Below are 14,808 nucleotides of genomic sequence, written 5' to 3' on the forward strand. Positions count from 1 at the left end.
CTCGACATCAGCCCCGATCCGCGTAGGCCCAGGCTTCCAGCATCACGCGCGCGATCGACGAGTTGCCCGGCAGGATCAGCTCGCTCGCGCCGCCGAGGATGGGGACCGGGCGGCCCTTCGCCTCGAACGCCGCGCGCACCTCGGCGCGCGGCACCCACAGTGCGGCCTCGATCTCGCCGTCGGCCGGGACCAGCGGGCGGGACGCGTCGGCCTTCGCGGCGAAGCCCAGCATGATCGAGCGCGGGAACGGCCACGGCTGGCTGCCCAGGTACCGCACGTCGTGGACGTCCGCGCCGACCTCCTCCCGGATCTCCCGCACACAACAGCCCTCGAGCGACTCGCCTGCCTCGACGAACCCGGCCAGCACCGAGTACCGCCCCGGCGGCCAGACCGGCTGGCGCGCCAGCAGGACGTGCTCGCCGTTGACGCCCTCCTCGTCGTGCACCAGGCAGATGATCGCCGGGTCGGTGCGCGGGTACTCCTCGCGGCCGCACGCCTCGCACTTCGACGCCCACCCGAACTGCACCAGGTGCGTCGGGCTGCCGTCGCGCACGCAGAACCGCGCCTGCCGGTGCCACACCCGCAGCGCCTGCGCCGTGGTGAACAGCCCGGCGGCCGTGTCGTCCAGCTGGTCGCCGTGCGCCCGCAGCGTCACCCACAGCTCGCCGTCGACCCGCGGCGCCTCCTCGGGCACGCCCCAGCTGCCCGGGATCTCGACGATCTCCGGTTCGCCCTCCGGCTCGCCCGGCAGCGACCAGTAGTCGACGCCCTGCCACTCGCCGAGGAACACCGCGTCCGCGGGCGGCTCCTCGCCGAACGTCAGCGCCTTGCGGGTTGCCAGGACCGCTTCTCCCTCGCGCACGGGCGTGCGCAACTGCTTGTCCAGCAGCATGACCTGCGCGTCCGGCCACCGGGCGCGCAGACGCTCCGGGTTGGTGCGCAGCGTCTCCTGCCGGTCCACAGTGGACCGGGAGAGCGTCGGGAGGCGGCCCAGCGTGAACGGTGCGACGGTCACTTGCCGGGCTCCCCCACGGTGACCCCGCCGAGCGCGGTCAGCTGCGGCGCGAGCGTCGCGGCGTCACCCACCACGACACCGGTGAACCGGGCCGGGGCGAAGAAGTCGAGCGCGGCCTCGGCGACCTCCTCCACGGTGACCGCGGCGACCCGCTCCGGGTGCTCGGCCAGCCACTCCACACCGAGGCCGGCCGCGGTCAGCGCGGCGAGCTGGCTGGCCAGCCCGGCCTGCGACGACGTCGCGGTGAGCAGCGAGCCGACCGCGTACTGGCGCACCGACTCGACCTCCTCGGCCGTCGGCGGCACGACCGCGAGCCTGCCCAGCTCGTAGCGGGTCTCCAGCAGCGCGGCCGCGGTGACCTCGTTCGCGGTGTCCGCGTCGACCCCGACCGTCGCCGTGGTGCCGGTGAACTCGAACCCGGAGTGCGCGCTGTAGGTGTAACCCTTGTCCTCGCGAATGTTCTCCACCAGCCGCGAGGAGAAGTAGCCGCCGTAGGTCATGTTCGCCAGCTGCAGCGCGGCGTACCGCGGGTCCGTGCGCGGCAGCGACTGCGCGATGAGCCGGATCTGCGACTGCACGGCGCCGGCCCGCGGCACCAGCAGCAGGTCACCACCCGTGACCTCGGGCAGGCCGGGCATCACGACCGCCGACGCGTCGGACGACCAGCCGCCCAGGACGCGCTCGACGTCGGCCGCGATCCGCTCCGGGTCGATGTCGCCGACGATCACCAGCACCGAACCACGCGGCAGCACCGCGGCGGTGTGCAACGCGCGGACGGCCTCCGGCGTCACCTGCTCCACATCGGCGGCCTGCGGCACCTCGCGGGTGGCCGGGTGGTCGCCGTAGACGTGCCTGAGCAGCGCCTCGCGGGCGATCACCCGCGGCTGCGTGCGCGACACCGCCAGCCGCTCGACCAGCCGGGCCGACTCGCGCGCCACCTCTTCGTCCACATAGGACGCGGCGGTGAGCGCGTCGGCGAGCACGTCCAGCAGCGTCGGCAGGCCGGTGGCCAGACCGTTGCCGGAGATGGTCAGCCGCTCGGGATCGACCACGGTGTCCAGCTCGCCACCGATCAGCGCCAGCTCGGTGTCGATCTCGATCCGGTCGCGCCGGGCGGTGCCGGTGAGCATGGTCTCGGCGAGCACCTCGGCGGTGGCCGCGTGCAGCGGCGCCGTGCCGCCGAACGGGATCCGCAGCCGCAGCTCCACCAACGGCACCGTCGGCTTGCGGACCGCGAGCAGGCGCAGGCCGTTGGACAGCACGGTGTCCACGTGGGACAGATCCGCCGCGGCCTTCTGCGCGCCGAGCTCCGGGACCGGGCGCGGTCCGGTGGCGGTGCGGCCGATCTCCTCGGCGCTGCGGTGGTCGACGGACGTCACTTCGCTCCCCCTTCGGGCTCGACGAGCAGGACCGCGCGCGAGTCGGGCCGCAGCGCCTTGGCGGCGGCGGCCACGTCCTCGCCGGTGACGGCCGCCATCCGGTCCGGCAGCCGGGACACCAGGGACGGGTCCCCGTAGAGCAGTTCGAACGCGCCGAGCGACAGCGTCCGGGACATCAACCGGTCGTGCTCGGCGTGCAGGCTCGCGCTCCAGCGCGCGGTGACCTTGGCCAGTTCCTGCGCGTCCGGCGGCGTGGCGGCCAGCTTCTCCAGCTCCTCGTCGACCGCGGCCAGCACCCGCTCCGCGGAGACGTCCGGCGAGTGGATGGCGGTGATCGAGAAGGTGTCCGGGTCGCGCGCCTCGAACGGGCCGAACAGGCCCGCGCCCGCGCCGATGTCGGTGACCAGCGGCTCGCGGTGCACCAGCCGCTGCTGCAGCCGGGAGCCGTCGCCGTCGGTCAGCACGCCGGCCAGCACCAGGTTCGCGAGGTAGGCGTCCAGCTCGCCGACCGGGTCCGGCATCCGGTAGCCGACGGCCAGCGCGGGCAGCGGCGCGTGCGGATCGGTGTGCTGGCCGCGGACCTCGCCTGCGGGCGGCGCCTCGGCGAACGAGCGCTTCGGCGGCGCCGGGCGGTGCGGCACGTCGCCGAAGTGCTTCTCGATCAGGTCGCGCGCCCGGTCCGGCTCGAAGTCGCCCGCGACGGTGAGCACCGCGTTGGCCGGCGAGTAGTAGGTGTCGAAGAAGGCCGCGCAGTCGTCCAGGCTGGCCTGCTCCAGGTCGGTGAAGTCGCCGTAGCCGTTGTGCGCGTTGGGGAACGTCGAGTAGAGCACCGGCGGCAGGAGGATCCACGGGAACCCGCCGTAGGGCCGGTTCAGCACGTTGAGGCGGATCTCCTCCTTCACCACGTCGATCTGGTTGGCGAGGTTCTCCCGCGTCAGCTTCGGCGCGCGCATGCGGTCGGCCTCGAGGAACAGCGCGCGCTCCAGTGCCGCGGAGGGCAGCACCTCGTAGTAGTCGGTGTAGTCCGGGTGGGTCGACCCGTTGAAGGTGCCGCCGCTGGACTGCACGATCTTGAAGTGCGCGAGCTTCTCCAGGCTCTCGCTGCCCTGGAACATCAGGTGCTCGAACAGGTGCGCGAACCCGGTGCGCCCCTCCGGCTCGGAGCGGAAGCCCACGTCGTAGTGCACGGCGACGCCGACAACCGGAGCGGTCGGGTCCGGCGCGAGCACTACGCGCAGGCCGTTGTGCAGGGTGAAGCGGGAGGTCTCGGCCATGGGCCCCACCATACGGCCATCACGGGGCCGGGGTCCGGCGACGGTCCTGCAGGGCAACGAGGAATTCACCGAGAGCGAACGCGGTGTCCGGCGCCGGCCGCCCGAGGGCCAGCGCGTAGGGCACGAAGCGGTCACCGGCGGGCAGTTCGGCCGGGTCACGCAGGCGCCGGGCGAGGGTGCGGCCGCGGCTCGTTCGATCCGGGAGGTGCCGGGCGGCGAGCGCCAGTGCGAGCCCGGTGAGCGTGAGGATCACGCCGAGCTGCGCGTAGCCGGCGGTGAGCGCGAGCACGATCGTCAGGAACAGGCCGTAGCAGGTGATCCGGATGCCGGCCCGGCGCGCGCGGCCGGGCGGGCGGAGCCAGCCGCGGCGGATCGCGTCGGCTTCGAGGTCCTGGCGGGGGTCGTCGCCGGCGAGGACGCGGCGCTCGAATCCGGTGAGCCGGTCGTCGGGCGGGTGGGCCGGTCCGGCGTCCGGCCCGAGGTAGCCGCGGATCGCCAGGTCGACGGCGGTGACGACCACCGGGTCGGCGCCGCGGAGCAGGGCGATGTGGCCGGGCAGAACACCGTCCGGGGTGGCGAACGGCTCGGCGGTGAACCCGGACGGCAGCGGCCGGCCTTCGCGGCGGGCGAGCAGGAGCGACACCGCCCCGGCGAGGAGCAGGAGCCCGAAGGCGGCCCATGCGGTCGCGACCGGCGCGGTGAGCGCGAACGCGCCGGCCAGGGTCTTCGCCGGCTGGATGCGGGCGTTGGCGGGGACCGTGCCTGCTGGCAGGTCGACCGCGATGTCCAGCGTCTGCCCGGGTTCCAGGCGCTGGACGGCGAAGCGGGTGAGGCCGGTCTGGTCGTTCTGCGCGGCGGTGCAGCCGGTGCAGCGAACGCCGATCGCGATGCGCGGCGCGGCGAAGCTCGCGCGGACGAGCGTGCGGGCGGTGTCCCAGCCCTCCAGGGTCCAGGTCACCTCGAGGCGGTCACCGGCGTCCCGGACCGCACCGTCCACTGTGTACCGGAGGATGGCGGTGCCGGGGTTGAGGGTGACGGTGACGGCGTCCGCGCGCCGCTCGGCCGATCCGGAGCCCTCGATGGCGAGGTCGCGAAGGGTGTGCACGCGGTCGCGGTGGTCGCCGGACGGCACGCGGAGCCGGATGGTCCGGGTGGTGCGGTGCTGCACGTCGACCGCTTCCACGACCGAGAGCGAGCCATCCGGCTGGAGCCGCATCTCGATCTCGGCGCCGTTCGGCAGGGCGGGCAACGGGGGCGTGATCAGCACCAGGGCGGCGCACAGCCATCGCACCCGCGCAGGTTAGCGGGCGAGCAGGCGCGCGATGGCGGCGGTGATGTCGGCGGCGAGCCGGTCGTCGACCGGGGCGTGCTTGCTGAGCAGGCGGTACCACATCGTGCCGAACGCGAAGTCGACGACGAGCGGGAGCGGGACGTTCTCGGCGAGCTGCCCCGCCTCGACGCCCTGCCGCAGGAACCGGTGCAGGACGTCGCGCCGCGGGCCGATGACCGTGCCCTGCAACCGGTCCGACAACGCGGGGTCGTTCTGGGCCTCGGCCATCAGGCCGACCAGCGCGCGCCCGGTCGACTCGTGGGTGAGCGCGAACGTGCGGGCGAGGATCCGCTCGATGTCGCGCAGGGCGTCGCCGGTGTCCTCGTCGAGCCGCGGTTCGCGTTCGCGGAGGTCGATGAGGGCGTCCAGCAGCACCTGCGCCTTGTCCGGCCACCAGCGGTAGACGGTCTGCCGCCCGACACCGGCCTCGTCGGCGATCGCCTTGATCGTCACCTGCTGGTAGCCGTCGCGGTGGCAGATGCGCAGGGCGGTGTCCAGGATCGCGCGCCGGGCCTCTTCGCTGCGGGGGCGTCCTCTCATGCGGGGAACTTTACAAGACACCTTGCCTCGAATATGTTTACGGTGCACAGTGTCTCGAAATTTGAGGAGATCGTGACCGAACGAGTCGTGATCCTGGGTGGCACCTCGGGAATCGGGCTGGCGACCGCGCACCGCATGGTCGACAGCGGCCGGGAGGTGATCGTGACCGGACGCGACGCCGGGAAGCTCGACGCCGCACTCGCGAAGCTGGGCGACGCGCGGGGCGAGGTCGTGGACGCGCGAGACTACGAAGCGCTGCAGGCGTTCTTCGCGTCGAGCGGGCCGGTGGACCATCTGGTCGTGACGGTGACCGGGGCGCCCGGGACGACGGCGTTCGCCGACCTGACCATGGACGGCGTGCGCGAGGGCGTCGAGGGGAAGCTGGTGCCGCACACGGCCGCGGCGCGGGCGGCGCTGCCGGTGCTGCGGGGTTCGCTGACGTTCGTGACGGCGGCGTCCGCCGGAGCGGCGATGCCCGGGACAGCCGCGCTGGCCGCGGTGAACGCCGGGATCGAGGCGATGGTGCCGGTGCTGGCGGTGGAACTGGCGCCGGTGCGGGTCAACGCGGTGTCGCCGGGCGTGATCGACACGCCGTGGTGGGACTTCCTGGACGCGGACACCAAGGCGGCGACGTTCGAAGCCATGGCGGCCGGGCTGCCGGCGCGCCGGGTGGGCACGCCGGACGACATCGCCGCGGCGATCGCGTTCCTGACGGACAACACCTACACGACCGGAGTGGTGCTCCGGGTAGACGGCGGCGCACGGCTGGCCTCGGCGGCCTGAATCACTCGCGCGAATCGCCACGGCGGTGGCGGGAACGCGCGGTGCCTGCGGCAGCGGGGGCTGCCGTTGCCCTACGGATAGACAGCCTCTCGCGCACCCCGGCCTGATCCGGGAACAGCGCCCGAATCACCGCGGCGGTGACGGGAACGCCTGGGCGCCTGCGGTGGCGGGAACGCGCGGCACCCGCGGCAGCGGGGGCTGCCGTTGCCCTGCGGATTGACGGCCTCTCGCGCACCCCGGCCTGATCCGGGATCAGCGCCCGAATCGCCGCGGCGGTGGCGGGATCGCCTGGGCGCCTGCGGTGGCGGGAACGCCCGACGTCTGGGGCGGCGGGGCTGCCGCTGATCCAGCCGGTGATCAGCTCGGTGGCACGAAACCACGCGGCGGAGTCGGCTCCCCGGGCTCCGCGGTCGGCGAGGTCACCGGCACAGCGGCGACCGGCGCCCCTACCTCCGCCGAAGGTGCCACCACTCGCTGGGCCCCCACCTGCGGCGGGGGTGGCACCACCGGCGACGCCCCCACCTGCGGCACCGCCACGGGCACAACCGGCGCCGCCACCGGGGCCCAGCCCGGCGTTCCCACGTATCCCCCGGCCCGGCGGCGCCGCTCGGCCAGCACTGCCTGCAGGTACGCCCACGGCGGCACACCCCACGGCGGCGGCGCGCCGATCCGGGCTGCGACGTCCTGCACCAGCTGGTGTCCCAACGGCTCCCGCGCCCGGTCGCTCAGCTCGGCGTACCGCGCCAGGTACTGCCGCGCCATCAGGGCCAGCTCGTCGCTCAGCCCGGTCAGGTCGAGCTGCGCCGCCCAGCCCTCGAGCGCCGGCGGCATCGTGATGTGCGGCGCGACCGTCCGCGGCGCACGCTCCCTGATCACCACCGTGCCGGCCAGGTAGTCGCCGACCCGCTTGGACCGCGGCGAGAACAGCGACACGAACAACGCGACCGCGCTCCACGCCAGCACCGGTCCGAAGTCGACGATCGCGCCGGCCAGCGCCCGCGTCAGGGTCTGCCGGAACCGGACCGGGCCGCCATCGTCGCGCACCACGCGCAGCCCCATCGCCATCTTGCCGAGCGTGATCCCCCGGCCGAGCGTCTCGAACAGCACCGAGTACCCGACCCGAACCAGCACGAAGAAACCGAGAGCCAGCGCGGCCAGCAACGCCTCGTCGGTCACCCCGGACACGGTCAGCGCCAGCATGAAGAGCAAGAGCGCCCCGGCCTGGACCGCAACGTCGATGGCGAACGCCGCGGCCCGGCTGGCGACCTGCGCTATCGGCAGCTCCAGCACGACGGCCTCGCCGGTCACCAGATCGGGTTCGCCTGTCACCGCCCCACTGTAATCTGCCCCCATGGACGTGGACCTGTTCGTCGCGGCCCACCGCGCCGAATGGGCCCGGCTGGACCAGCTGCTGGCCACGCGCAGGCTGACCGGTCCGGAGGCCGACGAACTGGTCACCCTTTACCAGCGGGCCGCGACGCACCTGTCGGTGGTGCGGTCGTCGGCGCCGGACCCGGCGCTGCTGTCCTGGCTGTCGTCGCTGGTCACGCGCGCCCGCTCGGCGGTCACCGGGTCGCACAACCCGGCCTGGCGCGAGGTCGGGCTGTTCTTCGCGCAGCGCTTCCCGGCCGCGGTCTACACGACGGTCCGATGGTGGCTGCCCGCCGCGCTGGTGTCGGTGCTGGTGGGCGGGCTGATCGGGGCGTGGATCGCGGGCGACCCGCAGCTGCAGGCGAGCATCGCCGCGCCGGAGGACGTCCGGGCGCTCACCGAGCCGGGCGGGCAGTTCGAGACCTACTACTCCAGCAACCCGGCCGCCTCGTTCGCCGCGCAGGTGTGGACGAACAACGCGTGGGTCGCGGCGACCTGCCTGTTCTTCGGGGTGCTGCTGGGGATCCCGGTGCTGTTCGCGTTGTGGCAGAACGTGCTCAACGTCGGTCTGTCGGCCGGGTTCATGGCGGCGGCCGGGCGGCTGGACGTCTTCTTCGGCCTGATCACGCCGCACGGATTGCTGGAGCTGACCGCGGTGTTCGTCGCGGCGGGCACCGGTCTCCGTCTGGGATGGACGGTCGTCAACCCGGGGCGGCGCTCCCGGGCGGCGGCGCTCGCGCAGGAAGGCCGGGCGGCGGCGGGGATGGCTCTGGGGCTGGCATGCGTGCTGCTGGTGTCGGGCGTGATCGAGGCGTTCGTGACGCCGTCCGGGCTGCCGACGTGGGCGCGGATCGCGATCGGCGCGGCCGCCGAGGTGCTGTTCCTGGTGTACGTGTTCGTGCTGGGGCGGCGGGCCGTGCGGGCCGGGGTCACCGGGGACGTGGACGCCCGGCACCGCGGCGACCTGCTGCCCGAGGCGGGCTGACACGCCGCTGCCCGCGATTGTCGGTGGCCGGCTCTATGGTGATGGGCATGCGGCTGGAGCTTTCCGATGACACGTACGCGCAGGTGACGGCCCTCGCCGAGGCGGCGGGGCAGTCCGTGGGCGAGTGGGTCCGGGCTGCCGTGGAGCGCGAGGCGTACCGGCAGCTGTGCGAGCAGCAGGCGCGGTGGAACGCCGAGCACCCCGAGCAGGTGCGCGCCGCCGCGGACGACTGGCGTGCCCGTGGCTCTTCGGCCGCGTAGGGGACAGATCTGGGCGGTGTCCGGCGGCTCGCGGCGGGTGCTGGTCTTCTCGGGCAACATGCTGAACGACATCGACGACGAGCACGTGGTGACGATGGAGGTCATCGAGCACGCCGTGCCGCTCAGCGTGGCCACCGGCGCGGGCGGCTGGGTGCGGTACACCTGGCTGGACCACGTGCCGAAGGAGTCGCTGACGCGGCAGCTCGGCGAGGTGCCGGAGGAACTCATGCAGCGCCTCAGCACGCGCCTGTTCATGGTGATCGCCACCGACTGACGTCGCACATCGTCGGGATGCGCTCGCGGCGGGCGCGAGACCGGCGGTCGCCGGCGGGAGGTCAGGGCCCGCGAGCGCCAGGCCAGCGGGCGCAGGCGCGAAGCGCTCCCAGGCGCAAGGCCAGCGGGTGCGGAACCCGCGGGCGCGAGGCCAGCGGGCGCGGGCGCGAGGCCGGCGATCGCGGGCGCGAGGCCAGCGACCGCCAGCGCCAGGCCAGCGGGCGCAGGCGCGAAGTGGTCCCAGGCGCAAGGCCAGCGGGTGCGGAACCCGCGGGCGCGAGGCCAGCGGGCGCAGGCGCGAAGCGTCCCGGGCGCAAGGCCGGCGGGTGCGGAACCCACGAGCGCCAGGCCAGCGGGCGCAGGCACGAAGCGGTCCCAGGCGCAAGGCCGGCGGGTGCGAAACCCGCGGGCGCGAGTTCTGCGGTCGTGGGCGCGAGTTCTTGCGGTCGCAGGCGCGGGGCGGCGGGTGTGCGGTTACAACCGGCCGGCGGCCTTCAGCGCCAGGTACCGGTCCGCCAACGCCGGCGCCAGCTCGTCCGGCACCGCGTCCACCACCTCGACCCCGCGCTGCGCCAGCAAACCAGTCACGTGGCGGCGCTCCGCCAGAGTCCGTTCGGCGGCCGCCGCCTCGTAGACCGCTTCCGCGTCGCCGCGGGCGCGGGCCATCGCCGCGACCCCGGGGTCCGCCACGCCGGCCACCAGCAACTGGTGCCGCCCCACCACGAGCGGCAGCACCGGCAACAGGCCCTCCTCCAGCGGCGCGGCGTCCAGCCCGGTCAGCAGCACCACCAGCGACCGCCGCCGGGCGCGGCGCAGCACCTCGGCCACCATGCCGCGCGCGTCGGTCTCCACCAGGCTCGCCTCGAGCCGCGCCATCGCGTTCACCAGGCCCGGCAGCAGCTCCCCGGCCGCCAGCCCGCGCACGTCCGCCCGCACCTGCCGGTCGTAGGCGAGGAAATCCACCCGGTCCCCCGCCCGTGAAGCCAGCACCGCGAGCAACAACGCGGCGTCCATCGCGGCGTCGAGGCGTGGCGCATCGCCGACCCGGCCCGCCGACGTCCGCCCGGTGTCCAGCACCAGCAGCACCCGCCGGTCCCGTTCGGGACGCCACGTCCGCACCATCACGTCCGCCGCCCGCGCCGACGCGCGCCAGTCGATCGATCGCACGTCGTCGCCGATCACGTACTCCCGCAACGAGTCGAACTCCGTCCCCTCACCGCGCACGAGCGCCGCCTGCCGCCCGTCGAGCTGCTGCAGCCGCGCCAGCCGCGACGGCAGATGCCTGCGGCTGCGGAACGGCGGCAGCACCCGGACCCTGCCGGGCACCCGGTGCGAACCCTGCCTCCCGGCCAGCCCGAGCGGCCCCAGCGCACGCACGGTCACCCGCGCCGAGGACCGGTCGCCGCGCCGCAGGGGCGTCATCCGCACCACGACCGACCGCCGCTCCCCCGGCGGCACCGCGATCCGGAACCGGTCCTGCTCCACACCCGCGCTCGGCGGCCACGCGTCCCGCAGCAAGCCGCGCAGCGGACGGGAACCGGGGTTGGTCACCGACAGCGTCACCTCGACCGGCTCCCCGAGCCGCGCCGACGTCGCCCCGGACCGCGCGAACACCAGCCTCCGCACGGACGCCGCGAGCAGCAGGTCCACGGCCACCAGCACCGCGATCACGCCGAGCACCGCGAGCACACCGGTCCATGACGGCACCCCGAGCGCCACCACGACGATGCCCACGAGCGCCAGCAGGCCGGCCCGGCCGGTGATCGCCATGTCAGCGCGGGACGGGGACGGTGGCCAGCACGCGCTCGATCACGCCGTCCGCGGTCGCGCCCTCCAGCTCGGCCTCCGGCCGCAGGTCCAGCCGGTGCCGCAGCGCGGGCCGCGCGAGCGCTTTCACGTCGTCCGGCGTCGCGAACCCGCGGCCGGACAGCCAGGCCCACGCCCGCGTGGCGGCGAGCAGCGCCGTGGCGCCACGCGGGGACACCCCGATCCGCACCGAAGGCATCGCGCGCGTCGCCCGGCACAGGTCGACGATGTAGCCGAGCACCTCCGGCCCGACCGTCACCCCGGCGACCGCGGCCCGCGCGACGGCGAGCTGCGCCGCCCCGGCGACCGGCCGCACCCCGGCGGCGGACAGGTCACGGGGGTCGAACCCCTGCGCGTGCCGGGCCAGCACCCCGATCTCGTCCTCGCGCGTCGGCAGCGGCACGGTGAGCTTGAGCAGGAACCGGTCCAGCTGCGCCTCCGGCAGCGGGTAGGTGCCCTCGTACTCGACCGGGTTCTGGGTCGCGATGACGGTGAACGGGTCCGGCAGCGGTCGCGGCCGCCCGTCGACCGACACCTGCCGCTCCTCCATCGCCTCCAGCAGCGCGGACTGGGTCTTCGGCGGGGTGCGGTTGATCTCGTCGGCGAGCAGCAGGTTCGTGAACACCGGCCCCTCGCGGAAGGAGAACTCGGCCGAGCGCGAGTCGTAGACGATCGAGCCGGTGACGTCGCCGGGCATCAGGTCGGGCGTGAACTGGATTCGCGTGGTGTCCAGGTCCAGCGCGGTCGCCAGGGCCCGCACCAGCAGCGTCTTCGCCACCCCCGGCACGCCCTCGACGAGCACGTGCCCACGGCACAGCAGCGCGATGATGAGCCCGGTGACCGCGGCGTCGTTGCCGACCACCGCCTTCCCGACCTCGGCGCGCAACGCGACCAACGCGTTCCGGGCGTCCGAAGTGGTGTCCGTGCTGGTCAACTGATCTCCCTCTCGATGCGGTCCAGCTCGTCGGCGAGGCGGACCAGACCGGCGTCGTCCCCCGGCGCCGGACCGTACAGAAGCTCCCCGACGGCCGCGGCGGGCCGTCCGGTGCGGGCCGCGACCGCGGCGACGACGGCCGCCGGTTCCGCGCCCGCGCCGAGGCCGAGCAGCGGCCGCACGCGGTCGATCGCCGCCTGCCGCAGCGTAGCCGCGGCGTGGCCAGCCGCCCCCGCACGGCGGTAGAGCCGGGCGCGGCCCTCGGTGGTTTCGGCGGCGCGGACGACGACTGGCAGCCGTTCCGACACGACCGGCCCGAGCCGCCGGGCCCGCCACAGCGCGAACAGCACCGCGGCCACGCCGAGCTGGACCGCGCCGAACAGCCACGGGCGCGGGATGAGGTCGGTGAACGACCGCGCCACGATCCCGGCGCCCGCGTCACCCGGCGTCGGCACGTACCAGACCAGCGTCGCGTGGCGGCCGAGCAGGCGCATGGTCAGCGCCGCGTCGCCCGCCTCGTCGAGCCGGTCGTTGGTCATCGGCGCGCCGCCGCCCAGGATCGTGGTGGTGCCGCGGTCGCCGGGCAGCTGCAGCAGGGTGCCGTCGTAGCAGCCGCGCGCGCGGCCGTGCGCCTCGTAGGTGAAGCCGCCCAGCACCGCGTTGCCCGCGGCGACCGCGCCGGCCACCGTGCACCCGGGCTCGCGCGCGGCGGGCTCGACCTCGCCGCTGACGACCACGCCGGGCGCGAGGATGTCGAGCACCGGATCGTCGGGGCCGACCAGCACCGCGTCCGTAGCGCGGGACCGCAGCGCGGCGAGCCGGCCCGGTTCGACGCGGCCGGGACCGGTCACGAGCAGGGTGGCGTCGCCCTGCAGCGCCGCTTCGGCCTCGGCGTAGGTCCGCGCCGGGACGATCCGCACACCCTCCCGTTCGAGCAGCCGCGCCAGCGCGCGCGAGCCGCCGGGCGCGGCCGACTCCGGGTCGAGCGACCCACGCTGCTCGCCTGCCGAGGTCAGCAGCACGATCACCGCGCCGATGAGCACGATCACCGCGATCACCACGGGCGCGCGAGCCGCCCGCCAGATCCGCCGCGAGTCGGGAGACACACTGGTCACGCAGGCACCTCGGGACGGGTCCGGCGGACCAGCTCGTCGAGCTCGGCCAGGTGCTGGTAGCCCTCGGCGGTGGCCGGGCGGCCGCCGTAGTGCACGGCGTCGAACAGCTCCGCGCCCTGCCGCAACGCCTCGCGGGCGGACGGCAGCGGGCCACCGGCCTCGCGAGCCGCCTCGTCGGCGGTGCGCCCGGCGCGTTCGTCCAGCACGCCGCGCTCCTCCAGCGTCCGGACCACGGCGCGGAACCGGTCGCGGACCGCCGCGTCCAGCTCGCCCGCGGCGAACGCCCGCTCGGCCGCGTCGCGGTAGTCCTGCGCGGTGCGCGAACGGTCCGCGAAGACCGCGGCCGGCCTGCGCGCGGACCGGGCGAGCGGCCCGACCCGCAGCCGCACCACCACGATCACCAGCACCAGCACCGCGATCAGCACGAGCACGCCGAAGCCGCCGCCGGGCACCAGGCCCGCCGCGCCGTTGAACAGGTCGGCGACGCGTTCGGCGAGCCAGCCGATCGCGCGGTCGAACCAGCTCGGCTGCGCCAGGGCGTAGGCGGGGTCGGACAGCTCGGCCTCGGCGGCGCGGCGCGCGTCGTCGGCGTCGACGACGACCGGCACCTCGGCGAGCAGGCCCGGGATCAAGCGGTGCCCGCCGCCCGCGCCAGCTGGAGGTCCATGCCCTCCTTGCGCATGCGCTGGTCGATGTAGAGCAGGGCGGTGGTGTTCGCGACGAACGGCTGCACGATCGTCTGCGCGATCACCTGTCCCACCGCGACGAGCAGCAGGGCGCCCCACCCGGCCGGGACGGCCTCACCGGTCAGCACGTCGGTGCCGCCTGCGCCGAGGCTGAACGGGATGTCCACGAGGTACTGCAGCACGGTCGCGATCAGACCGGCCAGCAGCAGGATGCCGAAGCACCGCCACCACGAGCCGGACACCAGCTGCCGGGACCGGGACAGCGCCTGCCCGACCTTCGCGCGCTCCAGCACCAGTGCGGGCGTGGTGAGGCCGAACAGCGTGTAGAGCCAGATGCCCGGGATCAGGCACAGCACCGAACCGGCCGCGACCAGCAGGACGTAGACGATCGTGGCGCCGAGCAGCGGCAGGAACCGGGGCTTCGCCTCGGCCATCGCCTCCGCGAAGGTCACCGGCTTGCCCAGCACCGCCTTGCCGATGACCACGGTCAGGAAACCGGACAGGAAGGTCTGGGTGAGCACGGTGATGATCAGCGCGACCCCGGTGATCAGCGCCGTGTCGCCGAGCACGTCCAGCGCCGCGTCCTGGATCTGCTGGTCGGTGGCGGCCGGGCCGAGGTTCTGCAGCGTCTGGACGTCCGGCAGCAGGTAGCGGCTGGCGAGCAGCTGCAGCACCGCGCCGATCACCGCGACGACCGCCGACGAGCCGAACACCAGCGCGGGGTGGCGGCGCATGGTCGTGATGGCGCCGTCGAGGATCTCGCCGACCGTCAGCGGGCGCAGCGGGATCACGCCGGGCTTGCCGTAACCGGGCGCGGACCCCAGCCCTGCTGCTGGTAGGGCGCGTCGGGCGGGGGCGGCGCGGGCGGCATCTGGTTGCCGGCGGGAGGCGTCGAGTCGTCCGGCCGGTCCTTCGGATCGGGGCCGGTCCAGCCTCCGGTGTCACTCATCGGGTGTACTCCAACTGACTGCGGGTCGCTTCGCCGCCCACTCTCGCAGAGCGGTCCGGCACCGGCCACGGGTGGCACGCGGCCGCCGCCGAGTCGTGATCTCACTCG

Annotated in this window: 16 protein-coding genes; 4 read left to right on the forward strand and 12 right to left on the reverse strand. The window is 74.6% G+C overall.

What is annotated here, in order from left to right:
• Nucleotides 1–7 precede the first annotated feature (7 nt).
• From nudC to AMYTH_RS0123300, 5 genes are read right to left on the reverse strand one after another with little or no spacing between them, the layout of a single operon-like run.
• On the reverse strand, nt 8–1,015 hold the full coding sequence (nudC, locus tag AMYTH_RS0123280; RefSeq protein WP_027932329.1) for an NAD(+) diphosphatase: 1,008 nt from the start codon (nt 1,013–1,015) through the stop codon (nt 8–10).
• Nucleotides 1,012–2,394 carry a M16 family metallopeptidase gene (locus AMYTH_RS0123285; protein ID WP_027932330.1) on the reverse strand — a complete coding sequence of 461 codons (1,383 nt, stop codon included), beginning with the start codon at nt 2,392–2,394 and terminating at the stop codon, nt 1,012–1,014. The genes nudC and AMYTH_RS0123285 overlap by 4 nt, the downstream gene beginning before the upstream one ends.
• Complete coding sequence (locus tag AMYTH_RS0123290) at nt 2,391–3,668, reverse strand: M16 family metallopeptidase (RefSeq protein ID WP_157360653.1); 1,278 nt, start codon at nt 3,666–3,668, stop codon at nt 2,391–2,393. The genes AMYTH_RS0123285 and AMYTH_RS0123290 overlap by 4 nt, the downstream gene beginning before the upstream one ends.
• Nucleotides 3,669–3,687: 19 nt before the next feature.
• A complete protein-coding gene (locus tag AMYTH_RS0123295) occupies nt 3,688–4,959 on the reverse strand; it encodes a DUF2207 domain-containing protein (RefSeq protein WP_027932332.1) in 1,272 nt (423 codons plus the stop codon).
• A gap of 9 nt (nt 4,960–4,968) precedes the next feature.
• A complete protein-coding gene (locus tag AMYTH_RS0123300; protein WP_027932333.1) occupies nt 4,969–5,538 on the reverse strand; it encodes a TetR/AcrR family transcriptional regulator in 570 nt (189 codons plus the stop codon).
• A 72-nt stretch (nt 5,539–5,610) separates the two neighbouring features.
• Between AMYTH_RS0123300 and AMYTH_RS0123305 the strand changes: the two genes are divergently transcribed.
• Nucleotides 5,611–6,321, forward strand: coding sequence for an SDR family oxidoreductase (locus AMYTH_RS0123305; protein ID WP_027932334.1), 711 nt, complete (start codon nt 5,611–5,613; stop codon nt 6,319–6,321).
• Between the two features lie 357 nt (nt 6,322–6,678).
• Here AMYTH_RS0123305 and AMYTH_RS50930 read toward each other — a convergent pair whose 3' ends face one another.
• Nucleotides 6,679–7,650 (reverse strand): RDD family protein, encoded by a 972-nt coding sequence (locus AMYTH_RS50930; protein ID WP_267283899.1) that lies wholly within the window; start codon nt 7,648–7,650, stop codon nt 6,679–6,681.
• 22 nt (nt 7,651–7,672) lie between these two features.
• Here AMYTH_RS50930 and AMYTH_RS0123315 point away from each other — a divergent pair, with 22 nt between their 5' ends.
• Genes AMYTH_RS0123315 through AMYTH_RS0123325 form a run of 3 tightly spaced genes read left to right on the forward strand, consistent with a single transcriptional unit; the run spans nt 7,673 to nt 9,211 of the window.
• Entirely contained in the window at nt 7,673–8,677 is a 1,005-nt protein-coding gene (locus tag AMYTH_RS0123315) for a stage II sporulation protein M (protein WP_027932336.1), read from the forward strand.
• A gap of 47 nt (nt 8,678–8,724) precedes the next feature.
• A complete protein-coding gene (locus AMYTH_RS0123320; protein WP_157360654.1) occupies nt 8,725–8,937 on the forward strand; it encodes a ribbon-helix-helix protein, CopG family in 213 nt (70 codons plus the stop codon).
• A complete protein-coding gene (locus AMYTH_RS0123325; RefSeq protein WP_228684924.1) occupies nt 8,912–9,211 on the forward strand; it encodes a hypothetical protein in 300 nt (99 codons plus the stop codon). The genes AMYTH_RS0123320 and AMYTH_RS0123325 overlap by 26 nt, the downstream gene beginning before the upstream one ends.
• 473 nt (nt 9,212–9,684) lie before the next feature.
• Here the strand turns inward: AMYTH_RS0123325 and AMYTH_RS0123330 are convergent, their stop codons facing one another.
• From AMYTH_RS0123330 to AMYTH_RS50510, 6 genes are read right to left on the reverse strand one after another with little or no spacing between them, the layout of a single operon-like run.
• Nucleotides 9,685–10,980 (reverse strand): DUF58 domain-containing protein, encoded by a 1,296-nt coding sequence (locus AMYTH_RS0123330; RefSeq protein WP_027932337.1) that lies wholly within the window; start codon nt 10,978–10,980, stop codon nt 9,685–9,687.
• A 1-nt stretch (nt 10,981) separates the two neighbouring features.
• On the reverse strand, nt 10,982–11,950 hold the full coding sequence (locus AMYTH_RS0123335) for an AAA family ATPase (RefSeq protein ID WP_027932338.1): 969 nt from the start codon (nt 11,948–11,950) through the stop codon (nt 10,982–10,984).
• Nucleotides 11,947–13,065 (reverse strand): DUF4350 domain-containing protein, encoded by a 1,119-nt coding sequence (locus tag AMYTH_RS0123340; RefSeq protein ID WP_027932339.1) that lies wholly within the window; start codon nt 13,063–13,065, stop codon nt 11,947–11,949. Before AMYTH_RS0123340 ends, AMYTH_RS0123335 begins: the two co-directional genes overlap by 4 nt.
• Nucleotides 13,062–13,697 carry a DUF4129 domain-containing protein gene (locus tag AMYTH_RS0123345; RefSeq protein ID WP_027932340.1) on the reverse strand — a complete coding sequence of 212 codons (636 nt, stop codon included), beginning with the start codon at nt 13,695–13,697 and terminating at the stop codon, nt 13,062–13,064. Before AMYTH_RS0123345 ends, AMYTH_RS0123340 begins: the two co-directional genes overlap by 4 nt.
• The gene (locus AMYTH_RS45600; RefSeq protein WP_228684926.1) at nt 13,694–14,542 is read right to left on the reverse strand and encodes a hypothetical protein; all 849 of its coding nucleotides are present in this window, start codon (nt 14,540–14,542) and stop codon (nt 13,694–13,696) included. Before AMYTH_RS45600 ends, AMYTH_RS0123345 begins: the two co-directional genes overlap by 4 nt.
• The gene (locus AMYTH_RS50510; RefSeq protein ID WP_228684928.1) at nt 14,539–14,700 is read right to left on the reverse strand and encodes a hypothetical protein; all 162 of its coding nucleotides are present in this window, start codon (nt 14,698–14,700) and stop codon (nt 14,539–14,541) included. Before AMYTH_RS50510 ends, AMYTH_RS45600 begins: the two co-directional genes overlap by 4 nt.
• Nucleotides 14,701–14,808 lie beyond the last annotated feature (108 nt).

Origin of the sequence: Amycolatopsis thermoflava N1165, assembly GCF_000473265.1 — a bacterium.
In the GTDB taxonomy this organism is placed as follows: Bacteria; Actinomycetota; Actinomycetes; order Mycobacteriales; family Pseudonocardiaceae; genus Amycolatopsis_E; species Amycolatopsis_E thermoflava.